Origin of the sequence: Thiohalophilus sp., assembly GCF_031581315.1 — a bacterium.
In the GTDB taxonomy this organism is placed as follows: domain Bacteria; phylum Pseudomonadota; class Gammaproteobacteria; order UBA6429; family Thiohalophilaceae; genus Thiohalophilus.
Genome location: NZ_JAVLAZ010000059.1, coordinates 1 through 15,394, shown reverse-complemented (window position 1 = coordinate 15,394; position 15,394 = coordinate 1). Strand labels below are relative to the sequence as shown.

At 59.8% G+C, this 15,394-nt stretch carries 12 protein-coding genes; 4 read left to right on the top strand and 8 right to left on the bottom strand.

Translation table 11 applies throughout. The features are described from left to right. The 8 genes from RI563_RS09375 to def all read right to left on the bottom strand — a co-directional run. Window positions 1-1,421: TrkH family potassium uptake protein (locus RI563_RS09375; protein WP_310694112.1), on the bottom strand; the 1,421-nt coding region annotated here is incomplete at its 3' end. Window positions 1,422-1,601: 180 nt separating this feature from the next. Then, entirely contained in the window at window positions 1,602-2,975 is a 1,374-nt protein-coding gene (trkA, locus tag RI563_RS09370; RefSeq protein ID WP_310694111.1) for a Trk system potassium transporter TrkA, read from the bottom strand. Window positions 2,976-3,032: 57 nt separating this feature from the next. Next, window positions 3,033-4,454, bottom strand: coding sequence for a sigma-54 dependent transcriptional regulator (locus tag RI563_RS09365; protein WP_310694113.1), 1,422 nt, complete (start codon window positions 4,452-4,454; stop codon window positions 3,033-3,035). Continuing rightward, a complete protein-coding gene (locus RI563_RS09360; protein WP_310694110.1) occupies window positions 4,441-6,690 on the bottom strand; it encodes an ATP-binding protein in 2,250 nt (749 codons plus the stop codon). The genes RI563_RS09365 and RI563_RS09360 overlap by 14 nt, the downstream gene beginning before the upstream one ends. Next, entirely contained in the window at window positions 6,672-7,283 is a 612-nt protein-coding gene (locus RI563_RS09355) for a DUF4390 domain-containing protein (protein WP_310694109.1), read from the bottom strand. The genes RI563_RS09360 and RI563_RS09355 overlap by 19 nt, the downstream gene beginning before the upstream one ends. After that, window positions 7,246-8,547, bottom strand: a complete 1,302-nt coding sequence (gene rsmB, locus RI563_RS09350) for a 16S rRNA (cytosine(967)-C(5))-methyltransferase RsmB (protein ID WP_310694108.1) — start codon at window positions 8,545-8,547, stop codon at window positions 7,246-7,248. Before rsmB ends, RI563_RS09355 begins: the two co-directional genes overlap by 38 nt. Further along, on the bottom strand, window positions 8,544-9,500 hold the full coding sequence (gene fmt / locus RI563_RS09345) for a methionyl-tRNA formyltransferase (RefSeq protein WP_310694107.1): 957 nt from the start codon (window positions 9,498-9,500) through the stop codon (window positions 8,544-8,546). The genes rsmB and fmt overlap by 4 nt, the downstream gene beginning before the upstream one ends. 91 nt (window positions 9,501-9,591) lie before the next feature. Further along, window positions 9,592-10,095, bottom strand: coding sequence for a peptide deformylase (gene def / locus RI563_RS09340; protein WP_310694106.1), 504 nt, complete (start codon window positions 10,093-10,095; stop codon window positions 9,592-9,594). A gap of 151 nt (window positions 10,096-10,246) precedes the next feature. Here def and RI563_RS09335 point away from each other — a divergent pair, with 151 nt between their 5' ends. The 4 genes from RI563_RS09335 to topA all read left to right on the top strand — a co-directional run. Next, window positions 10,247-11,416 carry a LysM peptidoglycan-binding domain-containing protein gene (locus tag RI563_RS09335; RefSeq protein ID WP_310694105.1) on the top strand — a complete coding sequence of 390 codons (1,170 nt, stop codon included), beginning with the start codon at window positions 10,247-10,249 and terminating at the stop codon, window positions 11,414-11,416. A gap of 125 nt (window positions 11,417-11,541) precedes the next feature. Further along, on the top strand, window positions 11,542-12,651 hold the full coding sequence (dprA, locus tag RI563_RS09330) for a DNA-processing protein DprA (RefSeq protein WP_310694104.1): 1,110 nt from the start codon (window positions 11,542-11,544) through the stop codon (window positions 12,649-12,651). A gap of 12 nt (window positions 12,652-12,663) precedes the next feature. Further along, a complete protein-coding gene (locus tag RI563_RS09325) occupies window positions 12,664-13,143 on the top strand; it encodes a DUF494 family protein (protein ID WP_310694103.1) in 480 nt (159 codons plus the stop codon). 74 nt (window positions 13,144-13,217) lie between these two features. Further along, the coding region (topA, locus tag RI563_RS09320; protein ID WP_310694102.1) for a type I DNA topoisomerase at window positions 13,218-15,394 on the top strand (2,177 nt) is incomplete at its 3' end.

The following is a 15,394-nucleotide window of genomic DNA, read 5'->3' as shown; positions in this document are numbered from 1 at the left end:
AGCAGGGTGAAGATTTCCAGACGGCCGAGTAGCATGGAAAAGCAGAGAATCCACTTGGCGGTGTCGGTGAGTGAGGCGTAGGTGACGCCCACTTCACCAAGTCCTGGGCCCAGGTTATTGATAGTCGCGGCCACGGCGGAGAAGGCGGTGACCTGGTCCAGGCCGGTCATCATCAGGATCAGCAGCATGATGGTAAACACCGCCACATAGGCGGAGAAAAAGCCCCAGATCGCGTCGATGATTCGCGGCGAGACCGGTTTGCCACCGAGTTTGATCGGAATCACGGCGTTGGGATGAATGATGCGGGTGATCTCGCGCATGCCCTGTTTGATCAATAACACAAAGCGGATGACTTTCATGCCGCCGCCGGTGGACCAGGCGCAGGCGCCGACGAAACTGACAAACAGCAACAGCACCGGCAAGAAGCCGGGCCACAGATGGTACTGATGAGTAGTAAAGCCGGTCGTGGTGCCGATCGAGACCGTCTGAAAGACGCCATGTAGCAGGGCACGATCGAAGCCGGGGAAGACGTTTTCGTTATACAGATAAAACACGGTGATCAGTGCCACCAGTATAAGAATGGTCACGTAGGCGCGGAATTCGGAATCGAGCAGATAATACGCCAGTGAACGATGGCGCCAGGCAGTGAAATGCAGCGCAAAGTTGATGCCGGAGAGGAACATGAAAATGATCGCCACCACCTCGACCATCGGCTTGTCGATATAATAGCCCATGCTGGCGTCGTGGGTGGAAAAGCCACCGATGGCAACAGTCGAAAAGCTGTGGCCGATGGCATCGAACAGGCTCATGCCACCCAGCCAGTAACCCAGCGCGCAGAGTACAGTCAGACTCAGATAGATATACCACAGGGCCTTGGCAGTTTCGGTGATGCGCGGGGTGATCTTGGTATCCTTGACCGGCCCGGGCGTTTCGGCGCGATACAACTGCATCCCGCCGATGCCGAGCATGGGCATGATGGCGACCGCCAGGACAATGATCCCCATGCCACCCAGCCATTGCAGCTGCTGTCGATAGAATTGGATGGATTCAGGGAGGTAATCAATGCCGGTGAGAATCGTGGAGCCGGTGGTGGTCAGGCCGGAGAAGGATTCGAAAATCGCATCTGTAACCGAGATGGCCGGGTCCGGCGAGAGAATGAACGGGATCGCACCGAACAGACTCAGGGTGGTCCAGAACAGCGCGACGACCAGAAATCCATCCCGGACCCGCAGTTCCTTTTTCTGGTTTTTGACCGGCAACCACAGGACGATCCCGCTGATCAGGATAATCGCAAAACTGTAAAAAAACGCTTCGAAGGTAATATTGAGATAGAGAAAGGAGACAAACAGCGGCGGCAGCATGGCCAGGCTGAAGACCATCAGCAAAATACCCAGGATGCGTTGAATAACCAGCAGATGCATGATCAAACACAGGGCCGAGTGACGAGGGACGAGTGACGAGGACAAGATTGCAGGTGGATCCGCTGCGCTTGATCCACCCTACGCGTGGAGCTCAGGTATTTGGTGCTCTGGTTTAGACTGATGAAGTGCACAGAAGTCATATTCCTCGTCACTCGTCCCTCGTAACTCGTACCTTGTTATTTAAATGAAGGTGACGCTGACCTGGAACAGGCGTTCGACATCGGGGATGCGGGCCTTGTCGACCAGGAACAGGATGACGTGGTCGTCGGATTCGATCAGGGTGTCGTGATGGGCGATGATGACCTCTTTGCCGCGCACGATGGCGCCGATGGTGGTGCCCGGCGGCAGTTTGAGTTCCTCGATCTTGCGTCCGACAACCTTTGATGTGTTGATATCACCGTGGGCGATGGCCTCGATGGCTTCGGCGGCGCCGCGGCGCAGGGAATGGACCTTGACCACATCGCCGCGCCGCACGTGGGCGAGCAGGCTGCCGATGGTGGACTGCTGGGGTGAGAGGGCAATGTCGATCACACCGCTCTGGATCAGGTCCACATAGGCGGCGCGGTTGATCAGGGTAATCGCCTTGCGGGCACCCAGGCGCTTGGCCAGCATGGACGAGAGAATGTTGGCCTCGTCATCGTTGGTCAGGGCACAGAACACGTCGGTCTTGTCGATGTTCTCTTCGAGTAACAGCTCTTCGTCGGCGGCATCGCCACACAGCACCATGGTCTTGTCCAGCTCGTTGGAAATGAGCCGGGTTCGTTCCGGGTTATGATCGATCAGCTTGACCTGGTATTTGCGTTCCAGGGCCTGGGCCACGCGTTTGCCGATATTGCCGCCACCGACGATCATGATGCGTTTGTAGGGCTTGTCCAGGCGGCGCAATTCGCTCATCACGGTGCGTATGTTCGCGCTGGCGGCGATGAAAAAGACTTCATCATCGGCTTCGATGACCGTGTGGCCTTCGGGAATAATCGGTCGCCCGCGCCGGTAAATGGCCGCCACGCGGGCCTCGACGCCGGGCATGTGCTGGCGCAGGGTGCGCAGCTCGTGCCCAACCAGGGGGCCGCCGTAATAGGCGCGCACGCCGACCAGCTGGACCAGCCCGTCGGCGAAGTCGAGCACCTGCAGGGCCCCGGGATGGTTGATCAGGCTCTGGACATAATTGGTGATCAGTTGTTCGGGGCTGATCAGCACATCGATAGGCAGGGCCGCCGGGCTGAACAGGTTTTTGTAGTTGAGGTATTCCAGGGCGCGGACGCGGGCGATCTTGGTCGGAGTATGAAAGACGGTATAGGCGACCTGGCAGGCGACCATGTTGGTCTCGTCGCTGTCGGTCACGGCGATCAGCATATCGGCATCGTCGGCCCCCGCGCGCTGCAGGACCTCGGGATGCGAGGCATGACCGATGACGGTGCGCAGATCGAGCCGATCCTGCAGTCCCTGCAGAACCTCTTCCCGCTGGTCGACCAGGGTAATGTCGTTGGCCTCGCTGGCGAGATTCTCCGCCAGTGAACTGCCGACCTGACCGGCGCCGAGGATGATGATCTTCATAGAGGTCCAGAGTCGTTCTTGTTATTTGAACGCAATTGTAAAGTGTTTGATGACCGTTTACCCGTCCTGGGGAATATTTTTCGGATCGATGCCCAGCGAGCGCAGCTTGCGGTACAGGTGGGTCCGTTCCAGACCCACAGCCTGGGCGACCTTGCCGACACTGCCCCGGGCCTTACGCAGCTGGTACTCGAGATAGTCGCGCTCGAACTGTTCGCGGGCCTCGCGCAGCGGCAGATCGTAATTCACCTCGACCTCGCGTTTGTGCTGCGAGGCGCCGCTGTCACCCAGCGCGATATCGACCTCTTCGACATCGATTTCATGGCCGGAACCGACGATCAGCAGTCGCTGGATCAGGTTGGTCAGCTCGCGCAGGTTGCCCGGCCAGTGATAGTTGCGCAGCCGGTTCTGGGCCGCCAGGGTAAATTTGCGATAGGGCAGCTTCTCCTGATCCACAAGCAGGTTGGTGAAAACGTTGAGCAGTTCAGGCACGTCTTCGCGGTGTTCGCGCAGCGCGGGGATGCGTACCGGGACGACATTCAGCAGATAAAACAGATCCTTGCGGAACTGGCCGTCGGCCACCCTTTGCTCCAGATCCTGGTGGGTGGCGGCGATGATGCGCACGCGCAGTTCGACCGGCTGGTTGCCGCCGGTGCGATAAAAACTGTGGGTATCCAGCGCCGAATAGAGCCGGGCCTGGGTGGCCAGATCCATTTCGGCAATGTCGTAGAGCAACAGCGTGCCGCCGTTGGCCTGTTCGAGCAGGCCGTAATGCACGCTGCCGCCCTGCTCGGCACCGAACAGTTCGCGGGCGGCATTGTCCGGCGCAAGACTGGCGGCATTGACCTCCACAAACGGGCCGTCGCGGCGGGTACTGGCGTCGTGCAGGTAACGGGCGGCGATGTGGATCCCGCAACCCGGCTCGCCGCTCATCAACACGCCGCTGTCGTGTTCGGCGATGCGTCGCAGCTGATCACGCAGGCCCTGCATGATCGCGCTTTTGCCGATAGGCTCATTCACCTGCAGGCTGTGACGCCGCAGCCCCTGGTTTTCCCGTTGCAGCTTCTGGGTTTCCAGCGCGTGTTCGACGGTCAGCAGCAGCTTGGCCAGGGAGATCGGCTTTTCGATGAAGTCATAGGCCCCGAGGCGGGTGGCTTCGACAGCGGTTTCCACGGTGCCGTGGCCGGACATCATGATCACCGGCCCACCGGCCTGTTCCTCGTCTTTCCACTCCTTGAGCAGGCTGATGCCGTCGATATCCGGCATCCAGATATCCAGCAGGATGAGATCCGGCTTGCGCTGGCGATGTTGCTGGCGGGCGGTTTCCCCGTTCTCGGCCACGGCGATCTCGTAACCTTCGTCCTCGAGGATTTCCTGGAGTAACTGGCGAATGTCCGGCTCGTCATCCACCACCAGAATATACGGCGCGGCGGTCGTGGCGGGCTGGGACAGGTCCCGTGGGGCGGCTTCAGGCGGCTGCATCATCATTGCTGTTATAGGTTGATTCGGAATCGGTGTCCATTATATCGCCGATCTCCCCGCCGGTTGAAATTACCGGCAGGCGAATAATAATGGTGGCACCGCCGTCGGGGTTGTTCTCGGCCCATAGCATGCCGCCGTGTTCCTCGATGATCTTCTTGACGATGGCGAGTCCCAGTCCGCTGCCGCGCGGCTTGGTGGTGACATAGGGATCGAACAGCTGGTCGAATACATCGGCAGGTATGCCCGGGCCGTTGTCCTCGATTTTCAATTCCACATAGCGACAGCTCTGTTCGTGAGCACAGCGGGTGCTGACCTGGACCCGGGAGTCACTGGCATACCCCATGGCTTCGAGCGCATTTTTGAACAGGTTGTGCAGGACCTGGCGCAGTCGGCCGGCGTCGGCTTCGATCTGCGGCATGCTCGGATCCAGTTCGAGTCGAAAGCGGATCTGGTGATTGCTGGTGCGATACAGATCCAGGACTTCGTCGATAATGTGATTCAGGTCCAGGGTTTCCAGCTGCAGTTCGGGCATGCGCGCGTAGTCGGAGAAGGCCTTGACCATCTCCTTGAGGGATTCCACCTGCTGGACGATGGTGTGGGTCGAGCGATCCAGCACCTCGGCATCTTTTTGTTCCATCTTTTTCAGGTATTTGTGGCGCAGTCGTTCGGCGGCCAGCTGAATGGGGGTGAGCGGGTTTTTGATCTCGTGGGCCAGACGCCGGGCCACTTCGCCCCAGGCCGCGTTGCGCTGGGCCTGAATCAGGGCGGTGATGTCATCGAAGACGATGATATTGCCGCTGTCGCGATCACCGCTGTCGGGTAACGGGGTCCCGCGGCACATCAGCACCTTGCGGCCGTTGGGACCGAACAGGGTGACCTGTTCCTGCCATTCCAGTTCACCGGCATCCAGATACTGGCAGATGGCATCGATCAGCTGACGCGAAGCCGGTTCGGCGTCGGCAAGTGTATCCAGGCGCGCATCGTGATAGCGAGCCAGATCGACGTTCAGTATCTCGCTGGCCGCCAGGTTGTGGGTGCGCAGATGGTGATCGTGATCCAGGGTCAGCACGCCGGAGGAGAGATTGGCCAGCACGGCTTCCAGATAGGCGTGCTGGGCTTCCAGTTGATGCTGGCTCTTCTGGGCCTGTTGCTGGGCAATGGCGATCTTGTGGGTCATTTCGTTGAACGAACGCACCAGAAAGCCCAGTTCGTCCTTACCCGGCAGGGGCAGGCGCTTGTCGTAATTGCCGGCCGCCACGGCCCGGGTCCCTTCCACCAGATCGTAGATAGGCTGCACCATGCGCCGCGCGGCATAAAACGCCGCCCAGATCGCCACCAGAATACTCAGCAGCAGCACCAGCGACAGGGTCAGGATAAAGCTGTATTTGAGTGGCGTGCGCAGGTAGGCCACTTCCCGGTACTGACTGAACGCCGTCTGCACACTGTCGGCCAGGGTATTGATGCGATCGCTGACCGGGAACAGCGCCTGCAAAAAGCGGGATTCGGTCACTGCATCGGGCCCCGGCAGGGTCACTGCCGCGCGAAAATGCAGTCCGCTGTCCTTGATCGGGACCAGGCCGATATCATCATTACCCTGACGCAGCATGTGCAAACTGGTGTCATCCAGTCGTTCGGGTAACAGATGGGTCGACTCCATGCTGCTGGAGGCGATAATGCGTCCGTTACGCGAGAACAACGTCAGTTCGGAGGCTTCGGTACTGCGATGAATCTCGTTCAGCTTCAACGCCATGAGATTGTTGGGCGTTTCCGACAGCTTCTGGCCCAGGCTCTGGGTTTCGCGCAGCAATTCGCGCATGCGCATGCCCAGGGAGGCCTGGCTCAGTTCCAGCGCGTCATTCAGGGCATTTTCCACCCGCACATCAAACCAGCTGTCGATACCGCGCTTGATAAAGTCGAGCGAGAAATAATAGACCACCGACACCGGCGTCACCGAGAGGATGATAAACATGACTACCAGCCGGGCGGTGAGGCGGGTCCCGGTGTCCCGTTTGCGATATTGCTGGACCAGTTGCCACAGGCTTTTGCCGATCAATACCAGCAACAGGCCGATGGCCAGCAGGTTGATGCCGAGCATCAACGAATAGAGTTTGCCGAACAGGGCCGAGTTATGCGTGGCCCCGCTCATCATATAGAGCGAGGTCAGCAGCAGCACAAACAGGATGATGATCGGCGCGCTGCCGGAGAACAGTTTGCGGATCAGTGAACCAATGACCATGAGTACCAGTCGCTTTGCAGTTGCCAGTCACTGGAAATATAGGCCAGCGGACGCATGGGTGCCGGCAGGGATTCGATATCCAGGCGGCTGCGCAGTTCAACGGTGTATTCGGCGCCGGACTCCAGCAGGTTGGCATCGATCAGGGGCAGGCTGTCGATCCGGCCCAGGGCCCACAGGGCGGTATCCAGGTTGACGTAGTTCTCCTGAATCCCGCTGTTGAGATTATGAATCACATATTTTTCGGTCAGCGCATGATAGAGCAGCAGGTAATTCTGGGTGAGGGTGGCCACTTCCTGGTCCAGCCACCAGCTGCGTTTGCGCTCGACGCGAATGTCCATGGCGATGATCAGCGGTACCCCGTTTTTGACCGCGTCGATTGCCTCGGGGGAGAGTTGATAATCGATACGGGCGTCGAGGTGATAGACGCTGCCCTGCAGGGTCATGTCGGCATCACGAATAACAAACCCGTTGTTGGCAACGGCCAGCGGCGCGCTGCCCAGCACACTGGCCAGCAACAGACCGCGCAGCCAGCGTCCCGGTGCCGGGCGGCTGGCGTCAGTTTGTCTTGACCAGGCGTGCGTAATAGAAACCATCCATTTCATCCTCACCCGGCAGGATCTGTTGTCCGGCCGACAGGGGGTGTCCCCAGCTCGCTGCGAGCGGCACGTGGCGCGCCGTATTCTCGGCGGCGAGAAAGCATTCCACCTGTTGCCGGTTCTCTTCGGGCAGCACCGAACAGGTCGCGTACAGCAGCGTACCGCCGGGTTTGAGCAGTGGCCACAGGGCCAACAGCATAGCATGTTGCGTGGCGGCCAGTGCGGCGATATCGCTTTGCCGACGGTGCAGTTTGATATCCGGATGACGACGAATCACGCCGGTGGCGCTGCAGGGCGCATCGAGCAGGATGCGATCGAAGGGTTGCCCGTCCCACCAGCTGTCGGGCCGGGCGGCATCGCCCGCGATCAGCGTTGCGGCCAGCTCCAGGCGGGTCAGGTTGTCCTGCACCCGTTGCAGGCGGTCCGCATCGCGATCCAGCGCGATCAGGTCCTGCAGATCGGGCTGGCGTTCCAGCAGGTGGGCAGTCTTGCCGCCGGGGGCGGCACAGGCATCGAGTACCCGCTCGCCCGGTTGCGCATCGAGCAGGGAGGCCGCCAGCTGGGCGGCGCCATCCTGTACCGACACCTCCCCGGTGGCGAAGCCCGGCAACTGCTCAACGGGGCAGGGCTCGTGCAGAATCATGCCGCTTTCAGTGTGCGCCGCCGGGCGCGCCGTCAGCCCCGCATCGAGCAAACGCTTTATATAGGCGTCGCGCGAACCACGCCGGCCATTGACCCGCAGGCTCATGGGGGCCTGGGTGTTGTTCGCTGCCACGATGGCCGGCCAGTGATCGGGCCAGGCCTGCTGCAACGCGCCGAGCAGCCAGGCGGGATGCGCACTGTGGGCCGACGGATCCTGCTCCAGGCGTTGTTCCAGTTCATTGTGTCGGCGCGTGTAATTGCGCAGCACCGCGTTGACCATGCCCCGCGCCCAGTCCTTGTTCAGGCGTTTGGTCAGCGCCACGGTCTCATCGACCGCCGCATGGGCGGGAATCCGGGTAAAGCGCAGCTGATAGAGGCCGAGTAACAGCAGCAGGCGCAGATCGGTGTCTTTCTTTTTTAACGGTTTGTGCAACAGCTGAGCCAGCAGGAACTCCAGCTGCGGATACCAGCGCATGACCCCGTAGCACAGGTGCTGGAGCAGGCCCTGATCCCGGGGTTGCTCCAGTTGCGGAATCACGCTCTCCAGGGCGTTATCGAGATTCTGCCCCTGCTGAACAATTTGCTGCAGCACCTGGAGGCTGGCGAGGCGCACATTCATGAGTGAGGGTCGTCGCCCAGTTGCATGCCGGGGGCGATGCGCCCGGGGCGACCGTGCAGGAAGGCGGCGGCGCTCATGGCCTTGCTGCCGGCCGGCTGGATTTGCTGCAGCAGCAGGCTGCCCTCGCCGCAGGCCACCGCAATGCCATCGACATCGGTACTGAGCACGGTGCCGGGCGTGGCGTCGGGCGCTTGCGGCTGGGCTTCAGCCTGCCAGACGCGCAGCGGCTGAGCGTCGAGCAGGGTGTGGCTGACCGGCCAGGGATTGAACGCGCGCACTTCCCGGGCCAGTTGGTCGGCCGGCTTGTGCCAGTCAATCCGGGCCTCGGCTTTGTTCAGTTTGCGGGCGTAGGTGGCCTGGCTGTCGTCCTGGGGTTGCGGTGTCAGGTTCTCCAGGTTGGTAAGCGCTTGCACAATCGCTTCCCCGCCCAGTTTTGCCAGCTTGTCATGCAGGCTGCCGCCGGTGTCGTGCGGGTCGATGGGACAGGGTAATTTGAACAGCATATCGCCGGTGTCCAGCCCGGCGTCCATCTGCATGATCGTGATGCCAGTCTCATGGTCGCCGGCCAGAATGGCCCGCTGGATGGGCGCCGCACCCCGCCAGCGCGGCAGCAGCGAGGCATGAATATTCAGGCAGCCGTGGCGGGGAACATCCAGCACTTTTTGCGGCAGCAGCAGCCCGTAGGCGGCGACGATCATCCGATCCGCTCGCCAGCTCGCCAGTTCCTGCAGAGCGGCGTCGGATTTGAAATGTTCCGGCTGGCAGACGGGCAGATTGTGCTCCAGCGCCAGCTGCTTGACCGGGCTGGCCTGCGGCTTGCGCCCCCGCCCCGCCGGGCGATCCGGCTGGGTGTAGACGGCCACGATCTCGTGCCCGGCGTCGAGCAGGGCACGCAGGGCCGTGGCAGCAAAGTCGGGGGTTCCAGCAAAGATCAGGGGAGAGGGAGAGGCCATCGTTATTTTTTTAAGTTAAGTGCCGCCGCTGGATAAGTGACCAGGTGCCAGGGGCTAGTGACCAGGACCTGGCCCCTAGCACCCGTCGGATTTATCCGACCTGGCGTTGTTGTTTTTGCAGCTTTTTACGGATGCGCTGGCGCTTGAGGTCGGAGAGATAGTCGACGAACAGCTTGCCTTCCAGGTGATCCATTTCGTGCTGGATGCAGACCGCCAGCAGCCCTTCGGCTTCCATCTCCACCGGGTTGCCGTCGCGATCCTGCATCTTGAAGCGGATATGCTCGGCCCGCTCGACCGGCTCGTAGATACCGGGCACCGACAGACAGCCTTCGTCGATCTGCTGAATGCCGTCCTTTTCGGTGATTTCCGGGTTGATCAGCACCAGCGGCTGGCTTTTATCCTCGGAGACGTCGAGGACGATCAGCCGCTGATGGAAATCCACCTGGGTGGCGGCCAGGCCGATGCCGGGCGCGGCGTACATGGTCTCGAACATGTCGTCGATCTGCCGGTGCAGGCGCGCGTCAAACTCGGTCACCGGCTTCGCCTTGATGCGCAACCGATCATCGGGATAATTCAAAATATTGAGTATTGCCATATAATTTCGTGACGTTTCTCTAGTACAAGTGTAGAAAAAGCTGCTAACATTATGATACTACTAGGATAGACCTGTCAGATTCGGGCTTGCTCCGGGCGCCAGGTCGATTAAACTCCAATAACAAAAGCGGCCTCTGACAGGGGAACCTTGCATGGTGAATAATAAACTGACTGGCCTCAGATTGACACGTTTCCTGTCCATTGTTTTGCTGAGCCTGGGCCTCGCGGCCTGCGGCTCGTCTCCGGAACAGCCGACGGCGGCGCCGGCACCCCAGACCAGCAGCTATTCCCTGCAGGAGCCCGAGGCCCCGGAACCGGAAAAACCGGTTTTCAAACCCGATTATCCCGAACGTTATGTCGTGAAAAAAGGTGACACCCTGTGGGGAATTGCCGGGCGTTTTCTTAACGATCCCTGGTTATGGCCGCAGGTCTGGCATATCAACCCCGAGATTCGCAATCCGCATCTGATCTATCCCGGTGACGTGGTCGTGCTGTATCGCGATGCCGACGGCAAACCCTATCTGACCCTGGAAGGCAGTGGCGGTATGGCACCGCCGCGTGATATCCAGAGTGAAAAACTGTCGCCACGGCCCCGCTACGAGTCTATTGAAAAGGCGATTCCGACTATCCGCCGCGCGGTGATTGCCCCGTTTTTGCAGCGCCCGCGTGTGGTTACCGAGGAGGAACTGGAGGACGCCCCGTATATCGTCTCCAGTTACGAGGGCCATCTGATCAGCGGCACCGGCAACCGGATTTATGCCCGGGACATCCAGGATGAGAGCATCGGGCGCTATGATATCGTGCGCCCGGGCCGGGTCTACCGGGATCCGCAAACCGGCGAAGTGCTGGGCTATGAAGTGATCCGGCTGGCCGACGCCCGGGTGACTCGCGGCAAGAGCGGTCGTGACGACGTGGTTACCCTGAATATCTCGCGTGCCCAGCAGGAAGTGCTTAACGGCGATCGTCTGCTGCCGGTCGAGCAGCACCAGCTCGAGTTCAATTTCTTCCCGCGTCCGCCCAAGGAAGAAGTCGAGGGCGAGATCATCGCTGTGCACAACGGCCTCTCCCAGATCGGCCAGTATAATGTGGTGGTTCTGAACAAGGGGACACGTGAGGGCCTGGAGCCGGGTCATGTGCTGGCCATCTACCAGGACGGCGGCACGGCCCGGGATCCCGACAGCTGGCTCGGATTCCATGTGGATCTGCCCGACGAGCGGGCCGGCATCCTGATGGTGTTCCGCAGTTACGAGAAGGTCAGCTATGCGCTGGTGATGGAGGCCTATCGTTCCCTGCATGTGAACGACAAGGTCGCCAACCCCTGACCGTCTGAACCCGGCGGGGCTGTGCAAATCCCTGCCGGGTGATACAATAGCTCAATAAACCGTCAACCCGGCCGGCTGATCCGGTCGTGGTCGGTGACCAAACGGAGTTGGTCTGGACAGGAGCTATGGCTGAAGAACAGGAATCACTGCGCCCCTGGCTGGTGCTTCATCGGGCCCCGTACCTCGGCCCTGCGACTTTTCACTCCCTGATCGAGCGTTTTGGCAGCCCCGGGAAGATTCTCGGCGCCGGGCGAGCGGCATTGTCCGCCGCCGGTTTGCGCGAGGAGACAGTGGCGGCATTGCTGAGCCCGGATGAAGCGGCGATCGACGCCGATCTGGCCTGGGCCACGCAGCCCCGGGCGCACATCCTGACCCTGACGGATCCGCGTTATCCCGCCCGCCTGCGGGAGATCAGCGCTCCGCCATTGCTGCTGTATGTATTCGGGGATCCCGATTGTCTGGGTCTGCCGCAGCTGGCGATGGTCGGCAGCCGCAGCCCGACTCCGTCAGGGCAGGAGACGGCACAGGAATTTGCCCGCCATCTGGCCGGGATCGGACTGACTATTACCAGCGGTCTGGCCCTGGGTATCGATGCCGCCAGCCACCGGGGTGCCCTGAAAGGCGGCGGCTATAGTATTGCCGTGGTCGGCACCGGACTGGATCGGGTCTATCCGGCCCGGCATCGCGAGCTGGCGCACGAGATTGCCACGCAGGGGGCGCTGGTGTCCGAGTTCGCCCCGGGCATGCCGCCGCTGGCGGCCAATTTTCCGCGCCGCAACCGCATAATCAGCGGACTGTCGGTAGGAACGCTGGTGGTGGAGGCGGCGCCGCAAAGCGGCTCGCTGATCACTGCCAGACTGGCGCTGGAACAGGGGCGCGAGGTATTTGCCGTACCCGGTTCCATTCATAACCCACAGGCCCGGGGCTGTCATCAGTTATTGCGCCAGGGAGCCAAACTGGTCGAGACCGCGCAGGATGTGGTGGAAGAACTTGGTTCCCTGGTGGCCTATACACCGACGGCCGGGACCGAAGAGCCTGTTTGTGACACAGTGCCCGAACTGGATGTGGAGTATCAAAAAGTGCTGGAGTGCATCGGTCACGAGCCGACATCCGTCGATACAGTGGTAGAACGTAGTGGATTGACGGCCGATGCCGTTTGTTCCATGCTCTTGGTACTGGAATTGCAAGGCTTTGTAGCCGCCACCACCGGTGGTCATTATTGCCAGACCTGTTAGAGGGGTAAGAAAATGAAAGAGAGTGTACTCGACGTATTGATGTATCTGTTTGAAAACTATATGAATGATGAAATAGAATTCGATACGGACGAGGAAACACTGCGCGTTGAACTGCAGGAAGCCGGTTTTCGTCAGGTCGAAATCACCCGCGCCTTTGAGTGGCTGGAAGGACTGGTTGCTCTGCAGGATGACCCGTCGATCTACAGCGGCAAAACCACCGGTTCCATTCGTATCTATACCGCCGAAGAGTGCGAGCGGCTGGATGTCGAAGCGCGCGGTTTTCTGCTGTTTCTGGAACAGACCGGTGTCCTCGATCACTTCACCCGTGAAATGGTGATCGATCGGGTCATGGCACTGGGCGAAGACGAAATTGATCTTGAGCAGCTCAAATGGGTTGTCCTGATGGTACTGTTTAATCAACCGGGCAGGGAAGCGGCATTTGCCTGGATGGAAGATCTGGTGTTCGACGAAATGCCCGGTATTCTGCATTGAGTGGCAAAACAAGCAGAGTTAACCACAGTGCCCGCTAAACGCGGGCATTTGCTTTTATAAGAGTAACCAATCTTATGGCTAAAAGTCTGGTCATCGTTGAGTCGCCTGCCAAGGCCAAAACGATCAAAAAATATCTCGGCAAGGATTATGAGGTCCTGGCCTCCTATGGTCATGTACGCGATCTGTTGCCCAAGGAGGGTGCGGTCGATCCCGAACATGACTTTGCCATGAAGTATCAACTGATCGAAAAAAACGAAAAGCATGTCGATGCGATCGTCAAATCCCTGAAAAAAGCCGACAACCTGTATCTTGCTACTGACCCGGATCGCGAGGGCGAAGCCATTGCCTGGCATCTGTATGAGATCCTCAAGGACCGGGATGCGCTCAATGACAAACATGTCGGTCGCGTGGCGTTCAACGAAATTACCAAGAGCGCGGTCAACGATGCGGTCTCGCATCCGCGAGAACTGTCCAATGATCTGATCCATGCCCAGCTGGCGCGCCGTGCGCTGGACTATCTGGTAGGTTTCAATCTCTCGCCCCTGTTATGGAAAAAAATCCGTCGTGGTCTGTCCGCCGGTCGGGTACAGAGTCCGGCTCTGCGTTTGATCGTCGAGCGGGAAATCGAGATTGAAAATTTCAAGCCTAAAGAATACTGGAGCATGGATGCCGAGGTGGAGCAGGACAAGCAGGCGTTTACCGCCAAGCTGACCTACCTCAAGGGCAAGAAAGTCAGCCAGTTCACGATTAACAACGAGAAAAAGGCCAAAGAAGCCGAACAGACACTGAGCAGCGCGGCCAACGGCAAGCTCACGGTCCACAAGGTTGAAAAGAAACAGCGCAAGCGTAACCCGGCCGCGCCGTTTACCACCTCGACCGTGCAGCAGGAGGCGTCGCGCAAACTCGGCTTTACCGCGCGCAAGACCATGAGTGTCGCCCAGCAGTTGTATGAAGGAATCGATCTTGGCGGCGAAACCGTGGGTCTGATCACCTATATGCGTACCGACTCGGTCAATCTGGCCGATGAAGCGCTGACCGAGATCCGCCAGTTTATTCAGGACAAGTACGGCGCCGACAACCTGCCCAAGGAGCCGCGCCAGTTCAAAACCAAATCCAAAAACGCCCAGGAAGCGCACGAGGCGATTCGCCCGACCTCGGTACTGCATGAACCGGCGCAGATTAAAAAGCATCTGAGCAAGGATCAGTTCCGCCTGTATGAGCTGATCTGGAAACGCACCGTCGCCTGCCAGATGATCCACGCCACCATGGATACCGTGGCCGTGGACCTGGCCGCCGGCAGTCCGGACAACCTGTTTCGCGCCAACGGCTCGACCGTGGTCAAGCCCGGTTTCATGGCGCTGTATCTGGAAAGCGAGGACGACAGCAAGAAAGACAAGGATGACAAGGATCGCATCCTGCCGCCGATGAAAGAGGGCGATGTGGTCAAGCTGCTCAAGATCCTCCCCGAGCAGCACTTCACCGAACCGCCGCCGCGTTACTCCGAAGCCAGCCTGGTCAAGGCGCTGGAAGAGTACGGCATCGGCCGCCCTTCGACTTACGCCTCGATCATCTCCACGTTACAGCAGCGTGAATACGTGGAGATGGATAAAAAACGGTTTATCCCAACCGACGTCGGCCGCATCGTTAACAAGTTCCTGACCGAACACTTTCCCCAGTATGTGGACTACGAGTTCACCGCGCACATGGAAGACGACCTGGATGCCATCTCCCGTGGCGAGAAGGACTGGGTGCCGATGATGAAGGATTTCTGGAAACCCTTCCACGAACTGGTCGAGGAGAAGGATAAGAGTGTGGATCGCAAGGATGTGACGCACGAGCAAATCGAAGAAAAGTGCCCCAAGTGCGGCGGCAGCCTGGCCATTCGCCTGGGGCGGCGCGGCCGGTTTATCGGTTGTAACAACTATCCCGAATGCGACTACACCCGTAACGTCAATGAAGACGCCAACGCCGAGCCGGAAGTGATCGAGGGGCGCAAGTGTCCCGACTGCGGTTCGGACCTGATTATCCGCCACGGACGTTACGGCAAGTTCATCGGTTGCAGCGGTTATCCCGATTGTCGCTACATCGAGCCGCTGGAAAAACCGGAAAACACCGGCGTGCAGTGTCCCGAGTGCAAACAGGGCAGCATGCTCAAGCGCAAGGCGCGCAGCGGCAAGATCTTCTTCTCCTGCGAACGCTATCCCGACTGCAAATACGCGGTCTGGAATCAGCCGTTGAACGAAGCGTGTCC